Annotated in this window: 27 protein-coding genes; 21 read left to right on the top strand and 6 right to left on the bottom strand. The window is 48.7% G+C overall.

Annotated features, from left to right (window positions below):
- Positions 1 to 53: 53 nt before the first annotated feature.
- Together E6W40_RS05395 and E6W40_RS05400 are read right to left on the bottom strand one after the other, a co-directional pair.
- Entirely contained in the window at positions 54 to 1,928 is a 1,875-nt protein-coding gene (locus E6W40_RS05395; protein WP_136604547.1) for an LTA synthase family protein, read from the bottom strand.
- A 116-nt stretch (positions 1,929 to 2,044) separates the two neighbouring features.
- A complete protein-coding gene (locus E6W40_RS05400) occupies positions 2,045 to 2,647 on the bottom strand; it encodes a TetR/AcrR family transcriptional regulator (protein ID WP_136604548.1) in 603 nt (200 codons plus the stop codon).
- A 168-nt stretch (positions 2,648 to 2,815) separates the two neighbouring features.
- On the opposite strand from E6W40_RS05400, the gene E6W40_RS05405 reads away from it, so the two are divergent.
- The 15 genes from E6W40_RS05405 to E6W40_RS05475 all read left to right on the top strand — a co-directional run bounded on the left by E6W40_RS05405 (position 2,816) and on the right by E6W40_RS05475 (position 17,298).
- A complete protein-coding gene (locus E6W40_RS05405) occupies positions 2,816 to 3,700 on the top strand; it encodes an ABC transporter ATP-binding protein (RefSeq protein ID WP_136604549.1) in 885 nt (294 codons plus the stop codon).
- 1 nt (position 3,701) lies between these two features.
- Positions 3,702 to 4,514, top strand: coding sequence for an ABC transporter permease subunit (locus tag E6W40_RS05410; protein ID WP_136604550.1), 813 nt, complete (start codon positions 3,702 to 3,704; stop codon positions 4,512 to 4,514).
- Positions 4,515 to 4,561: 47 nt separating this feature from the next.
- Complete coding sequence (locus E6W40_RS05415) at positions 4,562 to 5,305, top strand: nucleotidyltransferase family protein (RefSeq protein WP_136604551.1); 744 nt, start codon at positions 4,562 to 4,564, stop codon at positions 5,303 to 5,305.
- 94 nt (positions 5,306 to 5,399) lie between these two features.
- Positions 5,400 to 5,861, top strand: coding sequence for a DinB family protein (locus E6W40_RS05420; RefSeq protein WP_136604552.1), 462 nt, complete (start codon positions 5,400 to 5,402; stop codon positions 5,859 to 5,861).
- Complete coding sequence (locus E6W40_RS05425; RefSeq protein WP_136604553.1) at positions 5,858 to 6,394, top strand: GNAT family N-acetyltransferase; 537 nt, start codon at positions 5,858 to 5,860, stop codon at positions 6,392 to 6,394. The genes E6W40_RS05420 and E6W40_RS05425 overlap by 4 nt, the downstream gene beginning before the upstream one ends.
- 237 nt (positions 6,395 to 6,631) lie before the next feature.
- Positions 6,632 to 8,755: a glycosyltransferase family 39 protein gene (locus tag E6W40_RS05430; RefSeq protein ID WP_425464935.1), complete on the top strand. Its 2,124-nt coding sequence runs from the start codon at positions 6,632 to 6,634 to the stop codon at positions 8,753 to 8,755.
- Between the two features lie 5 nt (positions 8,756 to 8,760).
- Positions 8,761 to 9,732, top strand: coding sequence for a glycosyltransferase family 2 protein (locus tag E6W40_RS05435; RefSeq protein ID WP_425464909.1), 972 nt, complete (start codon positions 8,761 to 8,763; stop codon positions 9,730 to 9,732).
- A 7-nt stretch (positions 9,733 to 9,739) separates the two neighbouring features.
- Entirely contained in the window at positions 9,740 to 10,618 is an 879-nt protein-coding gene (gene galU / locus E6W40_RS05440; RefSeq protein WP_136604555.1) for a UTP--glucose-1-phosphate uridylyltransferase GalU, read from the top strand.
- A 120-nt stretch (positions 10,619 to 10,738) separates the two neighbouring features.
- Positions 10,739 to 11,677: a GNAT family N-acetyltransferase gene (locus tag E6W40_RS05445; RefSeq protein WP_136604556.1), complete on the top strand. Its 939-nt coding sequence runs from the start codon at positions 10,739 to 10,741 to the stop codon at positions 11,675 to 11,677.
- Between the two features lie 134 nt (positions 11,678 to 11,811).
- The gene (locus E6W40_RS05450) at positions 11,812 to 13,671 is read left to right on the top strand and encodes an anaerobic ribonucleoside triphosphate reductase (RefSeq protein WP_136604557.1); all 1,860 of its coding nucleotides are present in this window, start codon (positions 11,812 to 11,814) and stop codon (positions 13,669 to 13,671) included.
- A 62-nt stretch (positions 13,672 to 13,733) separates the two neighbouring features.
- Positions 13,734 to 14,222, top strand: coding sequence for an anaerobic ribonucleoside-triphosphate reductase activating protein (gene nrdG / locus E6W40_RS05455; protein ID WP_136606842.1), 489 nt, complete (start codon positions 13,734 to 13,736; stop codon positions 14,220 to 14,222).
- Between the two features lie 249 nt (positions 14,223 to 14,471).
- On the top strand, positions 14,472 to 15,389 hold the full coding sequence (locus E6W40_RS05460) for an EamA family transporter (RefSeq protein ID WP_136604558.1): 918 nt from the start codon (positions 14,472 to 14,474) through the stop codon (positions 15,387 to 15,389).
- Positions 15,390 to 15,610: 221 nt separating this feature from the next.
- The gene (locus tag E6W40_RS05465) at positions 15,611 to 16,135 is read left to right on the top strand and encodes a GNAT family N-acetyltransferase (RefSeq protein WP_136604559.1); all 525 of its coding nucleotides are present in this window, start codon (positions 15,611 to 15,613) and stop codon (positions 16,133 to 16,135) included.
- 33 nt (positions 16,136 to 16,168) lie between these two features.
- Complete coding sequence (locus tag E6W40_RS05470; RefSeq protein WP_136604560.1) at positions 16,169 to 16,609, top strand: hypothetical protein; 441 nt, start codon at positions 16,169 to 16,171, stop codon at positions 16,607 to 16,609.
- Positions 16,610 to 16,620: 11 nt separating this feature from the next.
- Positions 16,621 to 17,298 carry an HAD family hydrolase gene (locus tag E6W40_RS05475; RefSeq protein WP_136604561.1) on the top strand — a complete coding sequence of 226 codons (678 nt, stop codon included), beginning with the start codon at positions 16,621 to 16,623 and terminating at the stop codon, positions 17,296 to 17,298.
- Between the two features lie 47 nt (positions 17,299 to 17,345).
- On the opposite strand, the gene E6W40_RS05480 is transcribed toward E6W40_RS05475, so the two are convergent.
- Positions 17,346 to 17,543, bottom strand: coding sequence for a hypothetical protein (locus E6W40_RS05480; protein ID WP_136604562.1), 198 nt, complete (start codon positions 17,541 to 17,543; stop codon positions 17,346 to 17,348).
- Between the two features lie 113 nt (positions 17,544 to 17,656).
- On the opposite strand from E6W40_RS05480, the gene rpiA reads away from it, so the two are divergent.
- On the top strand, positions 17,657 to 18,331 hold the full coding sequence (gene rpiA, locus E6W40_RS05485; RefSeq protein ID WP_136604563.1) for a ribose-5-phosphate isomerase RpiA: 675 nt from the start codon (positions 17,657 to 17,659) through the stop codon (positions 18,329 to 18,331).
- A 102-nt stretch (positions 18,332 to 18,433) separates the two neighbouring features.
- A complete protein-coding gene (locus tag E6W40_RS05490) occupies positions 18,434 to 18,901 on the top strand; it encodes a MarR family winged helix-turn-helix transcriptional regulator (protein ID WP_136604564.1) in 468 nt (155 codons plus the stop codon).
- 96 nt (positions 18,902 to 18,997) lie between these two features.
- Here the strand turns inward: E6W40_RS05490 and E6W40_RS05495 are convergent, their stop codons facing one another.
- Complete coding sequence (locus E6W40_RS05495) at positions 18,998 to 19,297, bottom strand: hypothetical protein (protein WP_136604565.1); 300 nt, start codon at positions 19,295 to 19,297, stop codon at positions 18,998 to 19,000.
- Positions 19,298 to 19,317: 20 nt separating this feature from the next.
- The gene (locus E6W40_RS05500; RefSeq protein WP_136604566.1) at positions 19,318 to 20,172 is read right to left on the bottom strand and encodes a helix-turn-helix transcriptional regulator; all 855 of its coding nucleotides are present in this window, start codon (positions 20,170 to 20,172) and stop codon (positions 19,318 to 19,320) included.
- A 143-nt stretch (positions 20,173 to 20,315) separates the two neighbouring features.
- Here E6W40_RS05500 and fabF point away from each other — a divergent pair, with 143 nt between their 5' ends.
- From fabF to E6W40_RS05515, 3 genes are all read left to right on the top strand, one after another.
- Positions 20,316 to 21,554 (top strand): beta-ketoacyl-ACP synthase II, encoded by a 1,239-nt coding sequence (fabF, locus tag E6W40_RS05505; protein ID WP_136604567.1) that lies wholly within the window; start codon positions 20,316 to 20,318, stop codon positions 21,552 to 21,554.
- Positions 21,555 to 21,723: 169 nt separating this feature from the next.
- The gene (locus E6W40_RS05510) at positions 21,724 to 22,113 is read left to right on the top strand and encodes a zinc ribbon domain-containing protein (RefSeq protein WP_136604568.1); all 390 of its coding nucleotides are present in this window, start codon (positions 21,724 to 21,726) and stop codon (positions 22,111 to 22,113) included.
- 97 nt (positions 22,114 to 22,210) lie between these two features.
- Positions 22,211 to 22,927 carry a class I SAM-dependent methyltransferase gene (locus E6W40_RS05515; protein WP_136604569.1) on the top strand — a complete coding sequence of 239 codons (717 nt, stop codon included), beginning with the start codon at positions 22,211 to 22,213 and terminating at the stop codon, positions 22,925 to 22,927.
- Positions 22,928 to 22,997: 70 nt separating this feature from the next.
- On the opposite strand, the gene E6W40_RS05520 is transcribed toward E6W40_RS05515, so the two are convergent.
- Positions 22,998 to 24,194 carry an MFS transporter gene (locus tag E6W40_RS05520; RefSeq protein WP_136604570.1) on the bottom strand — a complete coding sequence of 399 codons (1,197 nt, stop codon included), beginning with the start codon at positions 24,192 to 24,194 and terminating at the stop codon, positions 22,998 to 23,000.
- Positions 24,195 to 24,410: 216 nt separating this feature from the next.
- On the opposite strand from E6W40_RS05520, the gene E6W40_RS05525 reads away from it, so the two are divergent.
- Positions 24,411 to 24,845: a GNAT family N-acetyltransferase gene (locus tag E6W40_RS05525; protein WP_136604571.1), complete on the top strand. Its 435-nt coding sequence runs from the start codon at positions 24,411 to 24,413 to the stop codon at positions 24,843 to 24,845.
- Positions 24,846 to 24,887: the final 42 nt, after the last annotated feature.

The raw sequence follows: 24,887 nt of genomic DNA on the forward strand, positions 1-24,887 counted from the left end.
TAAAAAGCCTCAGACATCCCTCGAAAGGATGTCTGAGGCTTTTATTGTGTTAATTAGCGTTTTGGCAGAAGCTTGACGTATTCGTCGGAAAGCTTCATTTGAGCCAGATTATATTCATAATCCTTCTTATACTTGGTGAAATCGGTGACAGGTTCAAGCGTATCCAGATTGACAGCACTACCTTCTTCAAATGTTTTGCCCGGCACATACATAATCTCATTGTTAAAGAAAGAACCGGTTGGCAGATAATAACGGCTGCCTACAATGTTATTGTCAATGTTGAGCAGATCATGTCCAAATGCGGTAAAATTCTCGTCTTTCAGCGAAATTCCCAGCAGGTTGGCAAGTGTAGGCATGATATCCACCTGGCCGCCGACCTGTTTCACATCTTGACCCTTTTCACCTGGAACATGAATCAGCAGCGGAATATTGAAGCGTGTGACGCGAGGATCATATTTAATGCCAAGCGCCTTGCTGACCATTTCCGGATCATTATCCTGCGGCTGAAGCCCGAAGTGGTCACCGTATATGACCAGCACGGTATCATCGTACATGCCGTTCTGTTTCAGCTGGTCGATTAAGGTTCCGATCGCATAGTCCGTATAATTGACAGCAGCCAGGTAGCTGCCTAGCTGTGTATCTTTCAGGTTATCCGGTATTTTTATTTTCATGCGGTCTTCCGGTACTTTAAATGGAAAATGACTGGATACCGTGACGAACTGCGCATAAAACGGTTTTTTTTCTTGGTGAAGCTTGGATAATGTCTTGATCCCGAATTTGTACAATTCTTCATCAGAAGCACCAAATTCATTAAAGTGATCATTTTTATAATTTGGCTTATCGTAGTAGTGAGTGAAATTCAAAGCCGGATAGAGCTTGTTCCGATCCCAAAACTTGACATCGTTCACATGAAAGGTATCTGCCTCATAATTTTCTTTCTCCAACAGCCGCGGCATACTCGGAAGCTCACGGTCGCCGTATCCGGTAGACATAGCAATCGCAGCCGTCGGATAGATGGAGGTATTGCTCATAAACTCCGCATCCGAGGTATTGCCCTGACCGATTTGCTGGAACACACGCGAAAAGTAAAAGCTGTCTTTTGCCAGGCTGTTCAGCACTGGCGTAAGCTCCTGATTATCGACAGACAGGTGAATCGGGAAGTTCTGGAATGCCTCCATTTGAATCACAATGACGTTTTTGCCTTTGGCTGCACCAAAAAACTCGGGCTTGTCCTGCGGATTTTCTTGATATTTAAAGGTTTCTTCCTTCGAATTAATCTTGTCCACGGTTTCCTCGATATTGCCTGAGGCGACGATATCCGCTTCCTCTTTGGCTTTGATGCCCGCAGCGATCTGATAATTAAAGAAGCCTAGATGCTCGGCCTGCAGCACCTCATTGGCTATCGTACGATCCTGACGGATAAAGAAAATGGTCGCTGCGAGAGCGATAATTCCGATAACAGCTGGCCATCTTTTGCGCAGAGGTGTGGACATGCTCGGCTTCCGTTTCATAAGCTTGCCGCCAATCCAGACCACGGCGAGGATCACCACATCAACGAAAAAGAGATAGTTGGCCGGTTCAATCGTGGATTGCACGCTGTCCTTGATCCCCGCGACCTGTTTGAGTTCGGACAGCGCCGTGTAGGTCGGCAAGGTGTTGAAGTGCTGAAAGTACAGGGCCGAAGCGAAAAAGATGAACGAGCACAGCAAATTGAAAATCCAATACACGATCCCCTTCGCTCTAGAGGGTGTCACAAGCTCGATCAGTGCAAGCAGCACAAGCACAGAGGCAGCATCCGCCGCAACCCGGCTCCACATGATTTCGCCGAAGAAAAAGTAGCGCAGAAGCAGCAGCTTCAGCAGCAAAAGAATAAAGATCCCGATGACGGGTGTCTTTGAATGTGATGAACGTATGGAAAAGTCTTTCATTCTGACTCCTTTCAAACCATCTGTTAATTTTTTCCTGAAGTATTGCTATCCACTACTATATAAGTTTTTTTACACAATGAAAATACTAAATTAACATAGTTTTAACAATCTGTTAATCATTTTTGGGACTCTGGACCACAAATACCATAAAAAAATACCTGGACCATCTCTTCAACAAGCTTTTCCTGATTGGCACTATACTGGGTTGACTCCAGCAGACGGTGGGAAGAGTCATTCAGCATATTTAGATATAAAATCACCGTTTCAATGGAGATGCCTTCCGAAATTTCTCTGCTCGCTTTGCTTTTGGTAATGAGCTCGACCATTATGGGGACGCCCCGTTCCTCATAATTTTGTTGTACGAAATCCCGTATTTCCGGATCATCCTTCATCAGCTCCGCAATTACAGATGGATGAAAGGTGTGGGAGGTTTGCTTCTTTTGGAAAATAATATACTCAATCTTTTCTTTCAATGATGAACTCCCGCGAACAACCTCTTCAAATTCGTCCATGTTCTTTTGAAAGTAATCCCGGAATACCTCACGGATCAAAGCTTCCTTGCTGCCAAAGTAATTATATATGGTCACCTGGGAGACTCCGGCTTCCCCGGCGATGTCTGCGATACGGATTTGCTTCACACTGCATGTTGAAAGCATCTTCAGCGTGTTCTCCTTGATTCTATCCTTAATCTCCAGAGCTCTCCGTTCAAAACCATTCATTTACCTGTCAACTCCATCTCACGGCACCGGCCGGCTAATAATGAAATTATATCATAACGATATTTCATAATTCTATTGACGAGGTAATTCCTCCGGCGTATGATCTGGTCATGAAATATTTATCTTTATATATTTCATAATTATGTTCCCAAGCGGGAGGCGCAGACCATGCTTACAGTGTCTCATGTAACAAAGGTATTTCCGGGTGGTAAAGGGATTTTTGATGTGTCGTTTACCGTTGAGAAAGGGGAAGTGTTCGGATTCCTCGGACCAAATGGTGCGGGTAAATCAACGACGATCCGTCACATTATGGGCTTCATGAAACCAGAGAAGGGATACGTCCGGATTAAGGACTATGATACATGGAAGGATCAAGGTCAATTTCAAAAGCAGATTGGTTACTTGCCGGGAGAAATTGCTTTTATGGAGGGAATGACCGGGAGGTCTTTTCTGGATTTTATGTCGAGCTTGCGGGGAGGCGTGAATCAGCAGCGCAGAGCTGAACTCGTGAAAAGGCTGCAGTTCGATGACCGCACGCCCATTCGTAAAATGTCCAAGGGCATGAAGCAAAAGGTGGGGATCGTGGCTGCATTCATGCATGAGCCTGAGGTTATTATTTTGGATGAGCCAACGTCTGGATTGGACCCGCTGATGCAAAAGGTGTTCATCGAGCTGGTTCTCGAGGAAAAGGCGAAAGGAACCACATTTTTGATGTCATCGCATAGTTTCCCCGAAATTGAACGTACCTGTGACCGGGCGGCCATCATTAAGGATGGAAGAATCATCGCCGTCAAAAACATTCATGAACTGCAGGCAGTTCAGCGGAAGCTGTTTGAGGTGACCTTTGAGAATGAAGCAGATCGGGATGCTTTTCTCGGAAGTGGTCTGAAGATCGACTCCTTTAAAGATAAACAGGTACGAGTCTCCGTTCAGGGGGATTATGACCGTTTCACGCAAGAGGCTGCCAAATACCGGATTCGGAGCATCGATGTGTTTACGCTGAATCTGGAGGATATTTTTATGGACTACTACGACCGGGAAGGGAGAGACTGACATGAATATGCCTTTATACGGACAAATGCTGAAAAACCATATGCGGACGATGACGAGTTATGCGTTTGGATCAGCATTCTATATTTTGCTGATGTTCTGGATATACCCCAGCATGGCTACGCAATCAGAGAGCCTGAATGCCCTCATTGAATCCATGCCCGAGGGACTTGGCAAGGCGTTCGGTCTGGAAAATGGCTTTGGGAGCATTGACGCATTCATTTCCGGCGAGTATTACGGGCTGCTGTTCGTTCTGATACTCTCTATATTCAGCATCATGACTTCCACCCAGCTCATGGCGCGCCTCGTTGATCAAGGATCGATGGGCTACCTGCTGTCTGCGCCTACGACCCGTATTAAGGTAGCTGTAACGCAGGCCGCTGTTCTGCTTACAGGCTTGCTGATGATTACGTTGGTGACTACCTTGGCGGGATATGGAGGATATGCCTGGTTTATTGGAAACTTAAGCGATTTTGACTCCAACGGCTTTTTGCTGCTAAACCTCGGTGCGTTTCTGCTCTTTTTCGCCGTATGCGGCCTCAGCTTCCTCATCTCTGCCGTCTCGAATGATGAGAAAAAGGCACTGGGCATAGCGGGTATCGTGGTATTCGGCTTTTTCAGCTTGAACCTGGTGGGTAAAATCAGCGATCAATTGTCATGGATGCAGCATATTTCCTTGTTTTCGCTCTTTAATCCTGCCGGTATTGTCAAAGGTACGGTGAGCTGGACTCCGGTTGTCATTATTTTGCTTGCCATCGGAATGGCTGGGTTTATTGCAGGAATAACTATATTCAGAAAAAGGAGCTTGCTGCTGTAAATCAAGCTATACTAGGGAGCAGGAGAACTATTGTACAGGAGGCCCCTATGAAAGCACTCATTCTAGCCGCGGGTTATGCGACAAGGCTCTATCCGCTGACCCGTGACATGCCGAAATCCCTGCTCCCTTTAGGTGATGGAACCATTCTGGACTTGATCATACGGAAGATGGAAGTTGTGGCTTCTATTTCGGAAATCATCATTGTGTCCAATGCCAAATTTTATACAGCGTTTGAGGAATGGGCTAAATCCCGATCATTCCGCAAGGCCGTCAAGATCATCAATGATGGCTCTACGTCAGAGCATAACCGGCTGGGAGCCATCGGCGACATTCAGTTTGCGATTGAAAACGAAGGAATTGAGGAAGATTTGCTGGTTGCCGCCGGTGATAACGTATTTACGTTTGATTTAACCTCGTATGTGGATTTTTTTCTGGAGCAGCAGAAGGACTGTATTCTTGTCCAGCGCTTACAGGATATCCAAGAGCTGAAAAGAGTAGGTGTGGTAGAGCTTGATGATTCGCAGCGGGTGTTGTCTTTTGAGGAAAAGCCCGAGTATCCCAAGACCGATATCGGGGTGTTTGCTGTCTACTTGTACAGGAAAGAGACACTGGCTTTATTCAGGGAATATTTGCTCGCGGGGCATCATTCGGACGCACCCGGGTATTTTCCCGAATGGTTGTCCCGTGTAAATGAGCTGAAGGCTTATTTCGCGGAGGGTGTCAGCTATGATATGGGCACTCATGAAGCTTACCAGAACCTGCAGGAGCTGGTGAAAAGCAAATGGTTATAGGCAAACAAATGTTCTTGTTTCGCACAGGGTGAAATGGTACAATCAGGAATGAATTGATACATACCATTTTGGATGATAAAAAGGAGAATCTTCAATGAATACGAAGCAGGAAAAGCTGGAAGCCTTCGCTGAACTTATCGGATTCACCGAGTCGCTGGAACGTTTATCAGAGGAGCAATGGTCAGGCCCGATTGCAGAAGAAAAATGGTCGCCGCGCGACATTATCAGCCACATCATGCTGTGGGACAAATACTTTCTGGAGCATGCAGTCCGTCCAATGGCCGAGCATCATCCGCTGACCCTGAAGAACCTGGATTTTGACGAATTCAACCGCAATGCGGCGGATTATGGGTTAACGCAGAGCCAGCCGTTTTTGATTGGCGAGACCGTGAAGATGCGCAGACAGCTGCTTGAACTTATGCAAAGCATTCCGGAGACTGAATACAGCCACAAGCATGGCGGGATCATGTCCATTGATGAGTATCTTGTGGATTTTTATGAGCATGACCGGCATCATATGGCACAGATCAACACATACATAGCAGGTCTATCATGATTATATTCAGACAAGGGGAACTGGCAGTCAGATCCCTTACGGAAGAGGATGCAGCACTGCTTTTGAAATGGCTCAGTGATCCACGTGTTCTGGAATTTTATGGAGGCCGTGACCGGCCTTATGATATGCAGCTGGTGATCGAGCATTTTTACCGGGAAGACAGTGATTCTGTCCGTAACATCGTTGTATACCAGGATGTGCCCATCGGGTATATCCAATATTATGAGATTGGGGCAGAGGAGCGGGTGCTCTACGGATATGAGGAGCCCCGGGAACGAATCTTCGGGATGGACCAGTTCATCGGTGAGCCCGGCTGCTGGAACCGGGGGATCGGTACAGCGCTGATTCAAGCGATGGTATCATACCTGCATGAGGAAATGCAGGCAGAGCGGATTGTGATGGATCCGCAGGCATGGAATCACCGTGCGATCCATGTATATGAGAAATGCGGTTTTGTGAAGAAAAAGCTGCTGCCGCAGCATGAATGGCATGAAGGTGTTTACCGGGATTGCTGGCTGATTGAGCTGGTATGAAGCCGCCGAAGCAGGTTAAACACCATAAAGGGTTGTTCCTAAAGGTCAGATATAATGACTTTGGAACGGCCCTTTTTTATAAGGTACTTTCCTTCCACGAATCAATCTGCCAGCCGGATCGCTGAAATGAATCCATTTTTAGGCGCCTGTTTAAGGTTCGGTTAAGTTTGGACTTTCATAATAACCTCCATAAGGAATCCATACACCGAATAGGGAGACAGGAGGAAGCCCATGGGCATCACTAAATCTAAAAATAGAATCGATGTCGTTCTTGTTATTGCAATTTTGCTCGCTGTATTTTTCAGCGTATTCGGAATTTGGGACGACCAGTATGTGAATGCCTACTATACATCTGCAGTTAAAAGCATGCTTCAGAGCTTTCATAATTTCTTTTATGCATCGTTTGATCCCGGGGGCTACGTCACGGTGGACAAACCGCCCGTGGCTTTCTGGCTGCAGACGATCAGCGCCATGATTTTCGGCTTTCATGGCTGGAGCGTTATTTTGCCGCAGGCTCTGGCTTATATTGGATCGACGCTTTTGGTTTATTTTCTTGTTAAACCGACGTTTAGTATTTGGGCAGCCAGATTAGCCAGCCTGGCCATGGCGTGCACGCCGGTGGCTGCAGCCGTGGCCAGAACCAATAATGTTGACAGCCTGCTCGTATTCACTCTGCTGCTTGGCACATGGATGCTCTTCCGGGGAATACGGCTGAAGAAGGTCGGGTGGATTCTGGGAGCTTTCGCCATGATTGGTGTAGGCTTCAATATTAAAATGCTGCAGGCCTATATGGTGGTTCCGGCATTTTACCTGTTCTATCTGCTGGCCTTCAAAACCGGCTGGAAGAAAAAATGGATTACGCTTGCGGGGGCGACAATTACGCTGGCGGTGGTGTCGGTTTCCTGGGCTGTGATTGTTGATTCTGTTCCAGCAGCAGACCGGCCTTATATAGGCAGCAGTCAGACCAATTCCGTATTGGAACTTGCTTTCGGGTATAACGGAGTATCGCGGCTGACCGGAAACCGGGGAACAGGCGGCGGTAATCCGGGAGCAGGAGGAATGGATTTCAGGCAGAATGACCGCTCTGAGCAAAGTAGTACGGACAGAGGCAGCCAGATCGGCAGCAGCGGATCGGTACAGGTTCCTAGCAAGAGCTCCAGCGGCAATGCACCAAGCGGTAGATCCGATGGCAATTCTTCTACCGGGTCTGGCTTCAATGGGAATGCATCCGGCGGATCCTTCGGCGGAGGCCCTGGAGGAGAGGGCGGCGGGATGCCGCCAGGCATGAATGGACGCGGCGGTGGCGGAATGTTCAATACCGGAACACCTGGCGTATTTCGTCTCTTCCAGCAGGAATTGTCTGGGCAGGCAAGCTGGATGCTTCCGTATGCCCTGATGGGATGCATCGGACTCCTTGCAGGCTGGCGCTGGCGTAAAAGCATGACCGATGGACAGAAGGAGACTTTGTTCTGGTTGGCCTGGCTGATCCCGGTCATGGGATTCTTCAGCATCGCCGGATTTTTCCACCAGTATTACCTGGTCATGATGGGGCCGCCGATTGCGGCGCTTACCGGTGCTGGCTGGAGCCGGATGTGGAAGGACTACCGGCACAGCGAAAGATGGAAAAGCTGGATGCTTCCGGCAGCTGTGATCATTACGACGGGCTTCGAAGCCTTTATCCTTCGATCATATACGAGTCAAATCGGCTCAGCATTGATGATCATAGCTTTGGTAACAGGGGTTACATCAGCAATACTTCTGGTGATTCTGCGGAAGAAGGAAGGCAGAACCCTATCCTTGGCTGTCACAGGACTTATCGTACTTTTGATTGCTCCGGCTTACTGGTCTGCGACACCGATAATTTATGGACAATCCAGCCAGTTACCGGCCGCAGGCCCTGGAGAATCAAGTGGCGGGGGGCGTATGAACGGAACGGTGAATGAAAGCCTGCTAAGTTATGTCACTCAGAACAACACCGGGGAGGAATATCTCTTTGCCACAAGCAGCGCGATGACGGCTGCTCCTTACATTATCCGTACCGGAAGTGCAGTAATGGCGATGGGCGGTTATTCCGGTTCAGATCCAATTTTGACGTTGGATGGTGTTAAGAAGCTGGTTCAGGAGGGGAAAGTCAAATTCTTTCTTCTATCCGGCCAAGGAGGCATGGGACGTGGTGAAAGCTCGGAGGTAACCGAGTGGATCAAAGCGAATGCGACCGAAGTGCCGCAGGAGGATTGGCAGGACAGCTCGGAAAACAGCCAATCGGGATCAGGCAAAAGCTCCGGCGGTGGTTCATTCCGGGGCGGTATGGAAGGCAGTACAACACTTTATGAAATCCATTCGGAAGCGAAAGGAGAGTGAGTCCGGTGATTCATTTAAGCGCGGTCCGATATTCTGTCGTTATTCCGGTGTATAACGAGGAAGAGGTTATACATGAAACGTATGGGCGCTTAAAAAACGTCATGGACTCGACCGGTGCGAGCTATGAGCTGCTGTTTGTTAATGACGGCAGCCGAGACAGAACCGCTGAGCTGATTCTGGGCATTGGAGAGAAGGATCCGAGTGTCACGCTCATCCAGTTTTCCCGCAATTTCGGTCATCAGGTGGCGATTACCGCCGGTATGGATTATGCCAAGGGTGAAGCGGTAATCGTGATTGATGCCGATCTGCAGGACCCTCCTGAGCTGATGCTTGAGATGATCGCCAAGTGGAAGGAAGGTTATGACGTCGTCTATGCAAAGCGTTCGGAGCGTAAAGGGGAGTCACTGTTTAAAAGGCAGACGGCGAGCATCTTTTACCGTGTTTTGAAGCGGATGACCGAGATCGATATTCCGCTGGATACGGGGGATTTCAGACTCCTGGACCGGAAAGTTTGCGATGAAATGAAGCGGCTGCCGGAGAAGAACCGCTATGTGCGGGGGTTGGTCAGCTGGGTAGGTTTCCGGCAGACGGCTGTGGAGTATGTAAGGGATGAACGTTATGCGGGTGAATCCAAATATCCGTTGAAGAAAATGCTGAAGTTGTCCATGGACGGAATGACATCTTTCTCCTCCAAGCCCTTGAAGGCAGCAGGAATTATGGGCATTTTGATAGCTGCGGCAGGTTTCATCTACTTACTGGTGGTGCTGATTGAAAAATGGTTCACTGATGTTACGGTACCCGGGTGGTCATCACTCATCGCACTTCAGATCTTATTCAGCGGCTGTATTCTGATGTTTCTCGGCGTGATCGGCGAATATTTGGGACGTATATATGATGAAGTCAAGCAGCGGCCGCTCTATATCGTCAGCGCCGTCTATAGCAAAAAGCCCGAGGACCAGCAAGTGTTAAGGAGATGAGCAGCTTATGAAAATCAGAAAAGCAATAATACCCGCGGCAGGTCTTGGAACCCGGTTCCTTCCGGCAACGAAAGCACAGCCCAAGGAAATGCTTCCGATTGTCGACAAGCCTGCCATTCAATATATCGTTGAGGAAGCCGTTGAGGCAGGCATTGAAAGCATCCTAATCGTAACGGGCCGCAACAAGAAATCGATCGAGGATCATTTTGACCGTTCCGTTGAACTGGAGCAGCTGCTTGCTGAGAAAGGCAAATGGGATCTGCTAAGTGAAGTGGTGAGTATCAGTGAAATGGTCAACATCCATTATATCCGCCAAAAGGAACCTCTTGGGCTGGGTCATGCCATTTTATGCGCCCGGCAGTTTATCGATAACGAACCTTTTGCCGTACTGCTGGGGGATGATATTATGATGTCGGATCCGCCCGCGCTCAAACAGATGATGCATGCGTATGAAAAACACGAGAAGCAGATTGTGGGCGTTAAGAGGGTATCCCGCAGCGAAACGGGCAAATACGGCATTATCATGTATGACAAGTACGGAGACCGGATTTACCGGGTCACTGATCTTGTGGAAAAGCCGGATCCGGCTGAAGCTCCAAGCGATATTGCGGTTATGGGCAGATACATTCTGAATCCTTCCATTTTCCCTGAACTCGAAAAAATCGAGAAAGGCACTGGTGGAGAATATCAGCTGACCGACGCCCTGCGCAGATTAGTTACCAGCGAAGGGATTTGCGCGCTGGAGCTTGAAGGCAAGCGGTTTGATATCGGTGACAAAATCGGCTACGTTCATGCTGTACTGGAAATGAGCTTGCAGCGTGAGGAACTGCGTTTGCCGGTGCTCAATTATTTATCCGATATGTTGGAACGGCAAGAGTTTAAATAAGACGAAAGTGAAATATACAGAAGCTCCGGAGATTCTCCGGGGCTTCTTGGCATGAAACCGGACAGCCGGATCGTAAACTGATAATGGGAACCTATATATTTAGGCAAGAGGAGGTCCAGCATGAAAAGAGAGGACCAGCTTGGAGATTCGCTTAGACTCGTACTAACGGAATCATTTCATTTATGCAGGGCGGAATCTGCAGAGTGGGAGAGATACTGCTCCATTTATTATAATCAGGCTGTGATTGGCTTCTTCCGGCAGGCAGGCTTCCCATCCCTCCTTCCTGCGGGATTCATTCCCTGTTGGATTGAATGCGACGGAGTGATTGCAGGAGGTGCGGCAATTTCCTCAGGCGCCATCCACTACCTATTCGCCATTCCGCCCTTTCACGTGGATTCAAGGCTGCTCAAGCAGCTTACCCATTCGATACGCCAGCTTGCCGGAGGAGATCAGACATTTCATGCTTATGAGATTCTAACGGATCAAGAGGATGTATTTATCAGAGCTGGATTTCGTCCCGACCCTCACCGGTTCCGCTGGATGCAGCGGCCTGCTGCCGTGTTCAACCATTTTATCAATGATAATATAACGCTGCGCTCTCTGGAGACTTTTCAGGAAAATGGCGAACGCAGGCTTCTTCTGGAGCGCGAAATCGGATTGTTCCTGTTCAAATATACGAATGAAGGAGCAAGCGGAGCACAGGAGGCATTTCCCTTTGCAGACGTACTGATCAAGCTGCGGCAGTATGCTGCTGGCAGCTCGGAGGATGTCCTGGCTGCTTCAAGTCTTGTATATGATGCGGGTACACGAGCCTTAATCGGCGTATGTCTTATCGGTATGGAGGCCTGTTGCCCGTCCATTAAGGAGCTCGCCGTACTGCCATCATTCAGAAATAGGGGCGTGGCGACAGGGATGCTGCGGAGGGCACTTACCATTTTGAAAAAGCGAGATGAGCCTTTATTGCGTATCAGGGTCATGCATGGACATCCGCTTGAAGCCTTGTGCAGTCAGCTTGGTTTTATGCCCGGTCCTTTGTTTAGTTCTATGACGGCAAACTAACCCATGGAGCCTGGGAGAAGTTTTCTTTTTTTGCTGTGATAATGTATATAGTGATGTTAATGTAATTTAAATACTATATATAGTGTTATGAGGCGTTATTGCCTTGCATGAACACAGTGAAGGAGGAAATGATGATGAACGATTTAAACTCAGGAACCCGTCAGCTTTGGCATTCCTTTCATGATATGATCCACGCCAGCAACCCGGATTTGCTGCAGGAGAATGCCAACGTGGACGGGAAGTCACCGATGGGGTTGATGGGCAAATTCGGCAGCGAGAGTGCCAGGCTGTATGCTTATGACAATCTGTTGTCACCGGAAACAAGAGAGGCCATGGAGCAAAATATTCTCTACCCTCATGATCTTGATTTTTATGCGGCTGGGACGACCACTTGCTGTCAAATTCCACTTGGTAAACTCCTGCAGGGAGGCTTTAACACCGGACATGGCCACATGCGCGAGCCCAAGGATATCAAGAGTGCTATGGCATTGTCGTCCATCATTTTGCAGGCAAATCAGAACCAACAGCATGGCGGACAGGCTTTTCCAAAGTTGGATGCGGATCTTGCACCCTATGTGCAGAAAACCTATGATCAAAAGCTGCGTATGCTCGAGGAACTGCCTCTGGACGAAGATTTCGACCGTGAACAGGAGGCCTGGCGCATGACCGAACGGGATGTGTACCAGGCATGCGAGGCTTTTATACATAATGCGAATTCCATGCATTCGCGCGGGGGTGGACAGGTTCCATTTATATCGGTCAATTACGGGACAGACACATCGGTATGCGGCAGAATGCTGATCAGGCAGCTTCTTCTGGCTACGCAGCGGGGGCTTGGCAATGGGGAAACACCGATTTTTCCCATTCAAATATTCAAAGTGAAATCAGGCGTGAACTTCCAGCCGGATGATCCGAACTATGATTTGTACAAGCTGGCATTGGAGACAACGGCACGCCGGATGTTCCCAAACTTCGCTTTTCTGGATACCGGGTTTAACAAGATGTACGATCAGGGGACGCGTGAGAGCGAGGTTTGTTATATGGGCTGCCGTACGCGTGTCATGGGAAATGTTAACGGAGAGGAAAACGCAATTGGGCGGGGGAATCTTTCCTTTACCACCATTAATTTGGTCCGACTGGCGCTGATGTCCGTTTCTTCCGAAGACTTTGACCAGCTGCTCGCGGAGACCATGAATTTGGCAGTCAAACAGCTTCTTGAACGTTATGAGTACCAGGCCGGCAGGCAAGCAGGGAACTTTCGCTTTCTGTATTCACAGGGTGTATGGCGAGGCGGAGAATATCTGCAGTCCCGTGATCATTTGGAGGATGTACTCAGGCAGGGTACACTGAGCGTTGGATTTATCGGTTTGGCCGAAGCGCTGACTGCGCTTTACGGGGAGCATCATGGACAGAATGCCGGGCTTCAGCAGCGCGGGCTGGAAATAATCGGCATGATGCGCAAACGGATGGATCGCGAAATGAAGGAAAGAGGACTAAATTTCTCCCTTATTGCCACACCAGCGGAAGGGTTGTCCGGCAAATTTGTTAAAAAGGACCGGGATCAGTTTGGAAGCATACCCGGCGTAACCGACAGGGATTACTACACCAATTCATTCCATGTTCCGGTTTATTATTCCATCAAGGCAGCCGAGAAAATCAGTATAGAGGCCCCTTATCACGAACTGTGCAATGCAGGTCATATCACCTATGTGGAGGTGGATGGATCTGTCATACACAACACGGCAGCCTTGGACCGAATTATCCGCTGCATGGCGGAAAATCAGATCGGGTACGGCTCTATCAATCATCCGGTTGATCGCTGCAAATCTTGCGGATATAGCGGAATTATTGACCAGGATTGCCCGGTCTGCGGCGGTCCGGATGAACAGATCGAACGAATCCGGCGCATTACCGGTTATTTGGTGGGGGACATGGAGAAATGGAATCCGGCCAAGCGTGCGGAGGAAGCCGATCGTATCATACATGGAAAGTAAGGAGCGTGGAGCTTGTGAATGGCATGCGTGATAAGACAGCGTCCCAGCTAAACGAGAAGGGGGTGTGGATTATGGATATCGTCCATGATAGCGTAGTGGATGGGGAAGGTTTGCGTACAGTTATTTTTTGCGCGGGCTGTTCGCATCACTGTGCAGGATGCCATAATCCGGAGTCCTGGAGGATGCGCAGCGGCAAATTCCGCAGCATCGGGGATATTGTACGTGAAGCCGGAAGCAACCTGCTCACAGATATCACACTATCCGGCGGAGATCCTTTCCTTCAGGCAGAAGGGATGAGCCAGGTCGCTATTGAGCTGAAGCGGCAGGGGAAACATATCTGGGCATATACAGGGTATACACTTGATGAACTTCAGAGCAGCCTTGACGGTAATAAAAGGAAGCTGCTGGCCTGCTGCGATACGCTCGTGGATGGAAGATTCGAGTTGCAGCAGCGGGATCTGTCCCTTCCTTTCCGAGGCAGCAGCAACCAGATCATTTGGGAAAACAAGGATGGCAAATGGAAGAAGCACGACTTATGCTGCTCTGCTTGATACCTGGCGGTTACTTTATTATGTTAACGTAGCTCATTGACGCTCATTGAATAATGTTTTAAAATTTCATTTTGAAAGGTTCAAATCAACTTCTAGATAGCGCAGCATCCGTTAATAAACTCCGATTCGTTCGTGAGTGGCGAAATTTTAACGAGGGCAATATATGTCATCGGTTTCGTTCGCCCCCTGTCCTAACAGACAGGGGGCTTTTTGGTTGTTTGCGCAAAAACAGCTTCAGGAGGAATTAACTTGAACAAACTGAAATACTCGCTACTGATTTTGATTGGAGCATGCAGTTATGGTGTGCTGTCCTCCATTATGAAGGTTGGCATGAAAGAAGGCTTTACGGTCAGTCAGATGCTCGGCGGCCAATATGTTTTTGGCTGGCTGCTTCTGCTTCTGCTCATGCTTCTCTTTTCCCGGAAAAAGGTGGCTCCGAAGCAGTGGTTATCGCTGCTGGCAGTTGGAATCACCATGAGCGGGACATCTGTCTTTTACGGCAAGGCTGTTGAGCTTTTGCCCGCATCAATTGCTGTTGTCTTGTTGTTTCAATTCACCTGGATTGGTGTTCTCATGGAAGCAGCAGCGGACCGCCGTATTCCAAGCCGAAGCAAAATTATATCCATTGTTATTCTGATTATGGGAACCTTGCTTGCAGGAGGCGTCATTGGTGAAAGCAACGGACCGCTGGATATGAAAGGTGTGGTGTACGGTCTACTGGCCGCTTTTACGTTCGCACTTTATATGTTTGTTAGTGGACGTGTGGGAACGACGGTCCCTGTGTTTAATAAAAGCTTCTTCATGACGACGGGCTCAGGCATCATTGTATTATCCGTATTTTCTCCCGCCTTCATGTGGGATGGCGCACTGGGAGCGGGACTATGGAAATATGCTGTCATCTTGGGCATTCTAGGAATTCTGATTCCTGTGTTATTCTTCGCGATCGGAATGCCGAAGGTAGGCTCCGGGACGGGCGCCATTCTGGGAGCTGCCGAGCTGCCGGCTGCGGTTGTTGCATCGGTGCTTCTGGTCCATGAGCATGTCAGCAGCCTGCAATGGTTTGGTATTGCGCTTATTTTTGTCGGCATTGCTGTTCCGCAGATCCGTTTTTCACGAAGAAAAAGGGTACCTGGTATTGAGCCTCAAGAAACACCTGAGCATCTTTAGTTTTTATTTCCGGATCGAGATTGATCTTCCCGCTGCAGGGTAATGTAACGGTGTAGACTTCTCTTCTTATTTCAGCCTCGGCCGCTTTAGCCGCAGGCTGTTTTTTTTGTATAATAGGATAAAGTGCATGCACTGTATAATTGGAAAAAAGAGATGACTGCATTTCCAATATGAGGTAATCTAAAGGGGCTGAAATCCAAGAATATGGGGGAAACAACAAAATGATCTTTAGACAGATGCAGGTCACCGAGTCTGGGCTGCTCCGGCAAATCGACAGGTCGGAAACGATCAGCAAAATTTATAAAATGAATGACGGAGAACTTGAGGCAGTAGCGGCTGGACATGAATGCCCGACTTGGGATGACGCTCACACGGTAGAATTGATTGAGCGTTTTGAAAAGGAGATTGCAGGCGGAGGCTTTGCCTATGGGGCTTTTGACGGTGAAACGCTTGCGGGCTTTGGTGTGCTTGGACACCGTTTCCGCGGTGACGATCTGGACCAGCTTCAAGTGGATCTGATGTATGTGAGCCGTTCATACCGCAGACAAGGTATTGGAACACGTATTATGAGGGAGCTTGGCAGGGAAGCGAAGGAACGCGGCGCGTCCTATTTGTACATATCATCCACGGAGACGGAGTCGGCGGTTAACTTCTACAAGTCCAGCGGCGGTGAAATTACGAATCAGGTCGATGAAGAGCTGTTCCGGCTGGAGCCCGAAGATATTCATATGTTGAAAAAGCTGTAGCATGATCCAATGATCATGTGATTCATAAATGAAATGGATGAAGGTGAAGAGTTGATTGTCTATATCGGATATGTATTGGGAGTATTGATTCTTGCAGCTTCCGGTATACTTGCCTGGAGAAATTCGAGGATTATAAAACATGACCGAAGAACAAAGGGGGCCATACCGGCAGTTTCCTCTTATACGGTACAGGTTACCCGCCAGTCTAAACTAGAGGAATCCGGTAACATAACAATCCTCCTTGAAGCAACTTATCAGGAACCGGAAGGAACAGTGCGTGTCTGCTTGTGCCGTATGAATGGAACAATCAGCGAGTTAAAGCTGAACCATGCCGTCCAGATCATGGAGCATACCTGTTCTGAATTCGCGGACAAAGGAGCAGCCCTCAATGTCGCTTCTTATCACGAAGCATTGCTGAATGAAGATGAAAAGTCAGCGCTAATCCGGATTGGGCAAGCACTTCAGAAACAGTAGGGAGGTTCCACATGACAATTCATGTACAGCAAGGCGAGATCGATGGTGTGCTGTTTGATTTTGACGGGACGCTTGCAGATACGCTGCCTCTTTCTTTTCACGCATTTAGGGAAGTATTCCGGAAGTATACAGGAAGAGAATATACCAATGAGGAGCTGGTAAGTCTCTTTGGTCCGACTGAAGATGGCATCATATCAGGCGTGTTAAAGGATGAATCACTTTCGGCTGAAGCCTGCGCTGCGTATTACCGTCTGTATGATGAGCATCATGAGGAAATGCTGAAGCTGTCCGCGGAAATCCGCATGATGCTGGAGGAGCTGGCGGAATATCAAATTCCTATGGGGATCATTACAGGCAAAAGTCGCCGGAGTCTGGATATATCGCTCGATAAGCTGGGAATGAGGCATTATTTTGATGTTCAATTCGCGGGAGATGAGCTGAAGCGCCCGAAACCGGACCGTGAAGGCATTGACCGGGCAATGGAAGCTCTCGGTATCCATCCGCAAGCAACCCTGTTCATTGGCGACAGTAATGCGGATATGGCTGCTGGCCGGGCTGCGGATACACGAATCGGTGGCGCTCATTGGTTTGAAGAGGTACAGAATGTATCCCTGACACCGGAGCCGGACTATGTCTTTCGATCTCCTGCAGAAGTTGGAAGGCTGGTATTGAAGAGTAGGAAGGGGTAGGGATGCTGAGCAGGCTGAATCATACAACAGGTATAGCCTAATCCTCATTACATATGATAGCTGCCGCTCGGATCATTCATCACCCATTCGAGCATGCTGATCATGTCTTCCAAGCGCAGCAGCTGCGCTGTCAAAGAATCATGCACTGTGCTGTCAGGACGTGCCGCTTCGAGGCGGGTTACCAGCGATTTTTTCTGCAGGGTAAGTTCATTGATTTTGGATTTAATCTGGTTTTCGGTTCTCATGTTTAATTCCTCCAAGAGTTGTCATCATATGTCTGATTATAGCAGGTTATAGGCAGGAACCATAACAATCGCTTGTGTATGAACTTAAATCTCGTTAGAGGAGCGTGGAGAGGATGAACCTGAAACAACTGGCCGCGGAAAAAGCAGTGGAATATGTCAAGGACGGTATGAACATTGGACTTGGAACAGGCTCAACGGCTTATTGGGCAATCCGGAAGATAGGTGAGCGTGTCCGTGAAGGACTGACGATTCAGGCAGTGGCAACCTCTAAGGCTTCGGAAAAGCTTGCGCAGGAGCAGGGTATTCCTTTGATCCCTTTTGACAGGCTTGAGGGACTTGACCTAACTATTGATGGTGCTGATGAGCTGGACCGGGGGCTTCACTTAATTAAGGGCGGCGGCGGGGCGCTGCTGCGGGAGAAGATTGTCGCTTTTCATAGTAAGGAATTGATCATTATTGCGGATGAAAGCAAATTCGTGGACAAGCTGGGCACTTTCCCGCTGCCGGTCGAGATCGTTCCTTTTGCAAAAGAATGGACGATGGCCTCACTGGAGGAGATGGGAGCGAGGCCCATGCTGAGAACGGAGGATGATCATATTTTTGTAACGGATAACGGCAATTACATTGCTGACTGCCGTTTTGGTGTTATTGAGAATCCGAAGGAGCTTCACCGTGCGCTGCTGGCACTGCCGGGCGTGGTAGACAACGGTCTTTTTATCGGACTTGCGACCCGGGCCGTGATTGGCCGAAGTGACGGTACCGTGACCGTGGTGGAGAGCGAAGCATAAGTCAGAGAAGCCTTCATCTGGCATTATAACATAATGGAGATTGACAATTTCGCAGCTTTCGATTATCTTTGCATTAAGATAGTACGTTTGGAGGTTTCCTGTATGGCAGATAAAACGAACAATGACGACATGTCCCTGGAATTATTTATTGTACTCGCACGCGCCTATAATTCGGTAGTAGCCCACTCCACCCGCGATATTCAAAGTCATGGTCTGAATACCACAGAGTTTGGCGTGCTGGATCTGCTGTACCATAAAGGCCCGCAGCCTTTGCAAAAGATTGGGGAGAAGGTGCTGATCTCCAGCGGAAACATTACCTATGTAGCCGATAAGCTTCAGAAAAAAAACATGCTTGTCCGCAAAGCATCTCCGGATGACCGCCGTGTTATATTCGCGGATTTGACGAATGAAGGCCGGGCCTTCTTCGAGCAGATTTTCCCGCATCATCAGCAGGTGCTTGTTCATGCCGTCGAAGGCCTCAGTATGGATGAGAAGAAACAGGCGGCAGAGCTTCTGAAAAAGCTGGGACTCTCCGCCGAAGAAAGCTTCAAGAGCGGCCCCATCGAGTAAGAATAGACAGTTTTCTATGATTTGAGCATGTGCATCAAATCCAAAACAGCCCTGTCACCGTTCAAGCGGATGAAAGGGCTGTTTTTCGTATTCATTCTATAGCTTGAAACGCTGTACCTGATCCTCGTGTCCTTCCTGGAACAGAATCTCCTTTTGTCTTGGTCCAATGAGATCAAAATGAGGAAAAGGATTGCGGTTGTGTATATAACGGGAGGGCAGATCATGCTGTTCGCACCATAATATCAGACGCTGCAGATCCGAACATCCAACCTTGGTGACGGTCGTGATGCCGGGAAATCGCGGATCCAGCCAGTAATGGGTTAAATACGCGATTTCACCCCGTTCGACTTCCTTTTTCCAATCGTTAAGTTCCTGCCGGTTAATGCCAAACGCCATGGTTCATCATCCCCAAGTTATTAGTTAATGGAATCCGCTGTTTTACTCATCAGCTGTTTGAGCTTGGCTTCTGTTGAAGAGCCTGCCGCAGGTGTATAAATACTGCAGCGGAGGTCAGCGCTGCCCTGAACCTGCAGCGAAGTCAAATCAAAAAGCATTTTCCCCATTTTGGCATGCCGGAATTCGATGACGACCTCGGGTGCGCTGCTCACCTGACTATGCTTCCATAAAGACAGAAATTCATGATCAACCTGTTCCATTTCGCGTAAAAATTGTTCATACCAGGCATCCTCCACATATTGTCCGTAATAGGAGCGGAAAATGGAGAGAAAGCCCATCACAAAATGCTCCCAGTTAACAGCCAATCGGCGGAACTCCTTGCGGGTAAAGAGGAGACGGATCATATTCCGCTGCTCTGCGGGAATCCGGTCGAATTCAAGGAATACATGAGATGCGGCCTGGTTCCAGCCTACAATCTGACAGTGACGGTCGGAAATGATCGTAGGGCAGTAATGAAGCTCGTCCACTATTTTTTGCAGGGAAGCGCTGATCTGGGGTTCTTCCAGCTGAATTAGACCCGCTCCAGAAGGAGCCTCCATGGCGAGTGAAAATAAATACTTCCGTTCATCAGAGGTCAGCCGGAGCGCCGAGGCGATACAATCCAGCACAGAGGAGGAGACACTGATATCCCTTCCTTGTTCAAGCCAGGTATACCAAGTATTGCTGACTCCCGCGAGCTGGGCAACTTCCTCTCTGCGAAGCCCGGGTGTGCGCCTGCGTCCTCCGGGCGGAAGGCCTACAGATTCTGGCTGGATTTTGGCGCGCTGGGATGTGAGAAATGTGGAAAGCGCCTGTAAGCGGGTATCGCGGTTCATGAAAAACGGCCACCTTTCCTTCTGAAAATATAACGAATGTTCAGCATAGTATTCATTATACTAGGATAAACAACAACTTGTAATAGGATAACAGCTGTGAAAAGATATTACCATATCAGAAATGTAAAGGGAGGAACGTGGTTATGGAGAGAGTTGTGATTACAGGCGCGGGGTTGGTCTCGCCGCTGGGCAACGATGTTTCAACCTTTTGGAATGCGATGCTGAAGGGAAAGTCAGGGATCTCACGGATTGATTCCTGGGATACTTCGCATATGAAAACGCATATGGCAGGTGTGGTACGTGATTTTGATGCGGACGGACGTTTTGGCAGAAAAGAGGCCCGGCGCATGGATCGCTTCTGCCAATTCGCAATGGCTGCGGCTGAAGATGCAATTCAGGATGCCGGTCTTGTTCTTGATCAGGTGGACAAAGAAAGAATGGGTGTATATGTCGGCTCCGGCATCGGTGGAATCTCAACATTGATGGAACAAGGAGAGCTGCTGCGCACACGGGGTGCATCCCGGATTAGTCCTCTGCTCGTGCCGATGATGATCTCCAATATGGCTGCTTCGATGATCAGCATCCATACAGGCGCGCAGGGCCCGACTCTTTCGCCTGTAACGGCATGTTCAATCGGCAATACGGCGATCGGGGAAGCGTTCAGGCTCATCCGCTCCGGCGGAGCCGATGTCATCATCGCGGGAGGAGCCGAAGCGGCAATCACGGAAATTTCCATGGCCAGCTTCGGGAATGCTACCGCACTCTCCTCTTGGGACGGAGATCCTGCGCTGGCCAGCCGTCCTTTCGATGCAGGCCGTGAAGGTTTCGTGATGGCAGAAGGGGCCGGTATCCTGGTTTTGGAGAGTTTGACCCATGCGCGAAAACGTGGAGCCCGTATTTATGCGGAGGTCACCGGATACGGTGCTTCATCCGATGCCTATCATATGGTTGCTTCCCATCCGGAAGGAAGAGGAGCATATCAGGCAATGAAGCTGGCGCTTCAGGAAGCGGGTGTTGAGCCTGCACAGGTGGATGTCATCAGTGCGCATGCGACGAGCACACAGGTTGGTGACCGGTCTGAAATGTTGGCCATCAAGAGGCTTTTTGGAGAAGATGCCTACCGTATCCCGGTAACGGCGAACAAATCAATGCTGGGTCATATGTTTGGGGCTGCCGGCGGAGCAGAAGCCATCGCGCTGGTACAGATGATTCAGGAAGGACAAATTCCTCCAACCATTAATCAGGAGGTGCGTGATCCGGAATGCGATCTGGATGTTGTACCAAACGAAGCCCGGGAGAAGGATATCAACATCGCTATATCCAATTCCTTTGGTTTTGGGGGACATAACGCCGTCATTGTTCTTCAGAAATTTGAGCAGTAATAATTAGTGATACGCCCCCTCCTGCCAGACAAAGTCAGTAATAACTTTGGTCATTCTATTTTCATAAGAAAAGCATCCGTATTAAGCGGTCTGTCTTCTGCGATATTATGCGGATATAGCCTTTTCTTATATAATAAAGGGAATGAATGGAAGTTGGGAGGAGAAACGAATGTCTGTGAAGATATGTCCTCACTGCGGTGAATCCAATCCGGAGACAGCCGAAAACTGCGTAGTATGCGGAGCTTCACTGAAGCAGGTCAGAACGGTTCAGACCTTGAAATCCAGCACGCGTCCGGACACGGAAGATGAAAAAACAGAAGCATCGGGTCACGAGTATTCTCAGTTTATAACCAGGTTTTCGATCTTAAGCGGATCCGGCGGGCTGATGACGTTGCTGTTGATAGCGACGATTCTGTATCCTTTTGTCGGAATGATCGTCGGTGGGGTTATAGCATTCAGCGAAGATAAGGACAAGCGTGAAACCGGAAAATTCATTCTGCTCGTCAGTTTGATTATTTGGGCGATCCGGGTGGTGTTTATTCCTTTATTATCCCATTAAAATCTGGAAATGGGGTTCAGCGTATTTCGCGATTGAGTTGCTCTTCAAAATGGGTATATCTCTAGTAGTCAGTAACTGATGGACAGGAGGTATGCACATGAACAGCGAACATTTTGAAGCGGCAAGGCATTCCGAAGCCGGCTATCATCAGCGCTTTTACGAGGATAATGATCTTTTTGAAAATGGAACCTGGATGTCGGAGCCGGGACCGGTAGTCATGGAAATGCTCGAGCGTTTGCTTTTGCATAAGGAGGATTTGATGGTACTGGATCTGGGCTGTGGTGTTGGCCGCAACACGATCCCGGTAGCTGAACGTTTGAAAGACTCTTTAAGCAAGGTAAAAGGAGTAGATCTGCTGGAGGATGCGGCAGACATGTTGAAGAGCAACGCTGCTGAATTCGGAGTTGATCATTTGGTTGAAGCGGAAGCAGCAGATGTGGAACATTTTGCTATAGCAGAGGATGCTTATGATTATATTCTTGCATGCTCCTGTCTCGAACACACTTCATCCATGGAGGCGCTAACGAATACGTTAACGGCTATGAGAAAAGGTACCAAGCTTGGTGGAATCCACTGTATTACGATGAGTACCGACGTGGAAGAGGTGGACAGGAAGACCGGTAAAAGCACTGAGGGCTTAATCGAACTGAATATTCCGCAAAAGCAAGCCATGGAGCTGCTTGATCTAAGCTATGAGGAGTGGAATGTCCTCATCAAGCAAGCCGTCCCGCAAAGCATAGAAGAAGAAAAGGACGGGCGCCATATTGACTTCAGATGCAATCTGATAACCTTTGTCGCTCAAAAAATACAATAAACATGTGCAAAAGCAGCCTTCAGGGGCTGCTTTTGTTATACCTTAAGCTATATCTTAATCTTGGTAATGTTTAAGCGGCAGCTTTTTGACGATGAAGCCGTGACAACCGTAAAGACAGCAGCAAGGCGGCGCTCAGGAAGCAGACAATCATGCCAACTACGCCATGCCAGCCGTATGAACTCCAAAAGATGCCGCCAAGTGTACCGCCGATGCTGGAGCCAGCATAGTAAAAGAACAGATACAGCGAGGAAGCTTGTGCTTTCTCATGTACAGCCCGGATACCGATCCAGGAGCTGGCGATGGAGTGTGAGCCGAAGAATCCAAACGTGAAAATGATGATACCGGCGATTTTAATCCCAAGCAGCGGACTAAGCGTCAGCAGGGCACCACAGAGGAAGATCATCAGACCAACCCAGAGCATAAGAGGTCTGCCGTGAGTGTCTGCCATTCTCCCCATCCAGGTAGAGCTGAACGTGCCTGCAATATAGACGATAAAAATAAAACCGACCAATGTCTGACTCAGGGAATACGGCGGAGCGATCAGCTGGTATCCAATATAGTTGTAAAGCGATACGAAGCTTCCCATCAGCAGGAATCCCAGCGCATATAGTATGAGCAGCCCAGGGTCTTTGAACTGGTTACCGAGTGAGCGCAGCAAGGACTTGAACCGTAGTGGACGCGCCTCAAAATGACGGGATGGCGGCAGCAGGATCATGAAAACGATGCTGAAGATCAGTCCGAGAAAGCCAATGGCCGCAATGGCTATTCGCCAGTTCCACAGGTCGGTTAGCGCACCGGTAATGACTCTTCCGCCCATACCACCGATGGAATTGCCGCTAATATAGAGCCCCATGACGGCTCCAAGACTGGCTGGAGCAATTTCTTCGCCGAGATAGGCCATGGCGATGGCGGGCAGACCAGCCAATACAGCGCCAAGGATGATCCGGAAAACAAGCAGGGTATGGAAATTCGGAGCAAAGGCGGTGATCAGCGTCAAAACCGAAGCCGTAACCATGGCGACAGTCATGATCGGCTTGCGTCCCCAGGATTCACTTAGAGAGCCCACAATAATCATACTGATGGCCAGAAACAGTGTGGTCAGTGACAGCGAAAGGCTGGCTGTAACCGGAGATATCCCGAATTCCTTGGAGAATTCGGGCATCAGAGGCTGGGTATAGTATAAAATGGCAAACGTGTTAAAGCCTCCCGCGAACAGAGCCAAACTTGTTTTGCGGAAAGCGGATGTTCCGTGCTGAATATAACTCATGATGTGATGCCTCTTTCTTTGAAAAAGTTTGAAAACAGAGCATTTTCTTTCTTGTTCCAAGTGTACGCCTATCTGTAAACTTTTTTCAATATCGGTATGGCATATCATTCATGCCCGGAACCTATGAGTTCGAATAAAAGTTGAATTTTCTCGCCCAAAAGGTTAAAGTAACGAAACGAAAACTTGTATGAGCAAGATGATGTGGAGGTTATAGAGATGCTGTTGAATATTAAATCGTACATACGTAAACCAGAGGTTGCCGAGCTGTTTTCCTATGCGGTATTCCCGGATGACCATTCGGTTGAGAAGACCGTCAGTGAATATGAAAATAATGAGGCATGGCAACTGTACGGATATGAAGATGGAGAACTGCTGGTTGGATTGACCGGATATGAAAAAGCAGGGGGTGATCTGATTCTGCATCATATTGCGGTCATTCCGGAAAACCGTGGACTTGGCTACGGCAGAGGGATGATTTTGGAGATCATGACAAAAGAAAAGCCGGAAAAGGTCATTGCGGAAACGGATGAGGAGGCGGTGGATTTTTACCGGAATCTCGGTTTCGTCGTCAACAGTCTGGGAGAGCAGTATCCCGGTATTGAACGGTTCCGATGCGTGTATGAGGTTGAAGAAGAAGTGGAAGAGGATTGAAAAATTCGGTTCCTTTAAGTGAACCTGTATCATAAGAACGGC

This window comes from Paenibacillus dokdonensis (assembly GCF_004916975.1).
In the GTDB taxonomy this organism is placed as follows: Bacteria; Bacillota; Bacilli; order Paenibacillales; family Paenibacillaceae; genus Paenibacillus_AQ; species Paenibacillus_AQ dokdonensis.

Excerpts from the sequence above, each read along its gene's own strand:
- E6W40_RS05445 (WP_136604556.1), top strand. The coding sequence starts at position 10,739 with ATGAAAAGAGAGGACCAGCTTGGAGATTCGCTTAGACTCGTACTAACG.
- E6W40_RS05450 (WP_136604557.1), top strand. The coding sequence starts at position 11,812 with ATGAACGATTTAAACTCAGGAACCCGTCAGCTTTGGCATTCCTTTCAT.
- E6W40_RS05395 (WP_136604547.1), bottom strand. The coding sequence starts at position 1,928 with ATGAAAGACTTTTCCATACGTTCATCACATTCAAAGACACCCGTCATC.
- E6W40_RS05495 (WP_136604565.1), bottom strand. The coding sequence starts at position 19,297 with ATGGCGTTTGGCATTAACCGGCAGGAACTTAACGATTGGAAAAAGGAA.
- E6W40_RS05500 (WP_136604566.1), bottom strand. The coding sequence starts at position 20,172 with ATGAACCGCGATACCCGCTTACAGGCGCTTTCCACATTTCTCACATCC.
- E6W40_RS05405 (WP_136604549.1), top strand. The coding sequence starts at position 2,816 with ATGCTTACAGTGTCTCATGTAACAAAGGTATTTCCGGGTGGTAAAGGG.
- E6W40_RS05425 (WP_136604553.1), top strand. The coding sequence starts at position 5,858 with ATGATTATATTCAGACAAGGGGAACTGGCAGTCAGATCCCTTACGGAA.
- fabF (WP_136604567.1), top strand. The coding sequence starts at position 20,316 with ATGGAGAGAGTTGTGATTACAGGCGCGGGGTTGGTCTCGCCGCTGGGC.
- E6W40_RS05525 (WP_136604571.1), top strand. The coding sequence starts at position 24,411 with ATGCTGTTGAATATTAAATCGTACATACGTAAACCAGAGGTTGCCGAG.
- E6W40_RS05490 (WP_136604564.1), top strand. The coding sequence starts at position 18,434 with ATGGCAGATAAAACGAACAATGACGACATGTCCCTGGAATTATTTATT.
- E6W40_RS05420 (WP_136604552.1), top strand. The coding sequence starts at position 5,400 with ATGAATACGAAGCAGGAAAAGCTGGAAGCCTTCGCTGAACTTATCGGA.
- E6W40_RS05470 (WP_136604560.1), top strand. The coding sequence starts at position 16,169 with ATGGATGAAGGTGAAGAGTTGATTGTCTATATCGGATATGTATTGGGA.
- E6W40_RS05410 (WP_136604550.1), top strand. The coding sequence starts at position 3,702 with ATGAATATGCCTTTATACGGACAAATGCTGAAAAACCATATGCGGACG.
- E6W40_RS05400 (WP_136604548.1), bottom strand. The coding sequence starts at position 2,647 with ATGAATGGTTTTGAACGGAGAGCTCTGGAGATTAAGGATAGAATCAAG.
- rpiA (WP_136604563.1), top strand. The coding sequence starts at position 17,657 with ATGAACCTGAAACAACTGGCCGCGGAAAAAGCAGTGGAATATGTCAAG.
- E6W40_RS05415 (WP_136604551.1), top strand. The coding sequence starts at position 4,562 with ATGAAAGCACTCATTCTAGCCGCGGGTTATGCGACAAGGCTCTATCCG.
- galU (WP_136604555.1), top strand. The coding sequence starts at position 9,740 with ATGAAAATCAGAAAAGCAATAATACCCGCGGCAGGTCTTGGAACCCGG.
- E6W40_RS05475 (WP_136604561.1), top strand. The coding sequence starts at position 16,621 with ATGACAATTCATGTACAGCAAGGCGAGATCGATGGTGTGCTGTTTGAT.
- E6W40_RS05465 (WP_136604559.1), top strand. The coding sequence starts at position 15,611 with ATGATCTTTAGACAGATGCAGGTCACCGAGTCTGGGCTGCTCCGGCAA.
- E6W40_RS05480 (WP_136604562.1), bottom strand. The coding sequence starts at position 17,543 with ATGAGAACCGAAAACCAGATTAAATCCAAAATCAATGAACTTACCCTG.
- E6W40_RS05510 (WP_136604568.1), top strand. The coding sequence starts at position 21,724 with ATGTCTGTGAAGATATGTCCTCACTGCGGTGAATCCAATCCGGAGACA.
- E6W40_RS05515 (WP_136604569.1), top strand. The coding sequence starts at position 22,211 with ATGAACAGCGAACATTTTGAAGCGGCAAGGCATTCCGAAGCCGGCTAT.
- E6W40_RS05520 (WP_136604570.1), bottom strand. The coding sequence starts at position 24,194 with ATGAGTTATATTCAGCACGGAACATCCGCTTTCCGCAAAACAAGTTTG.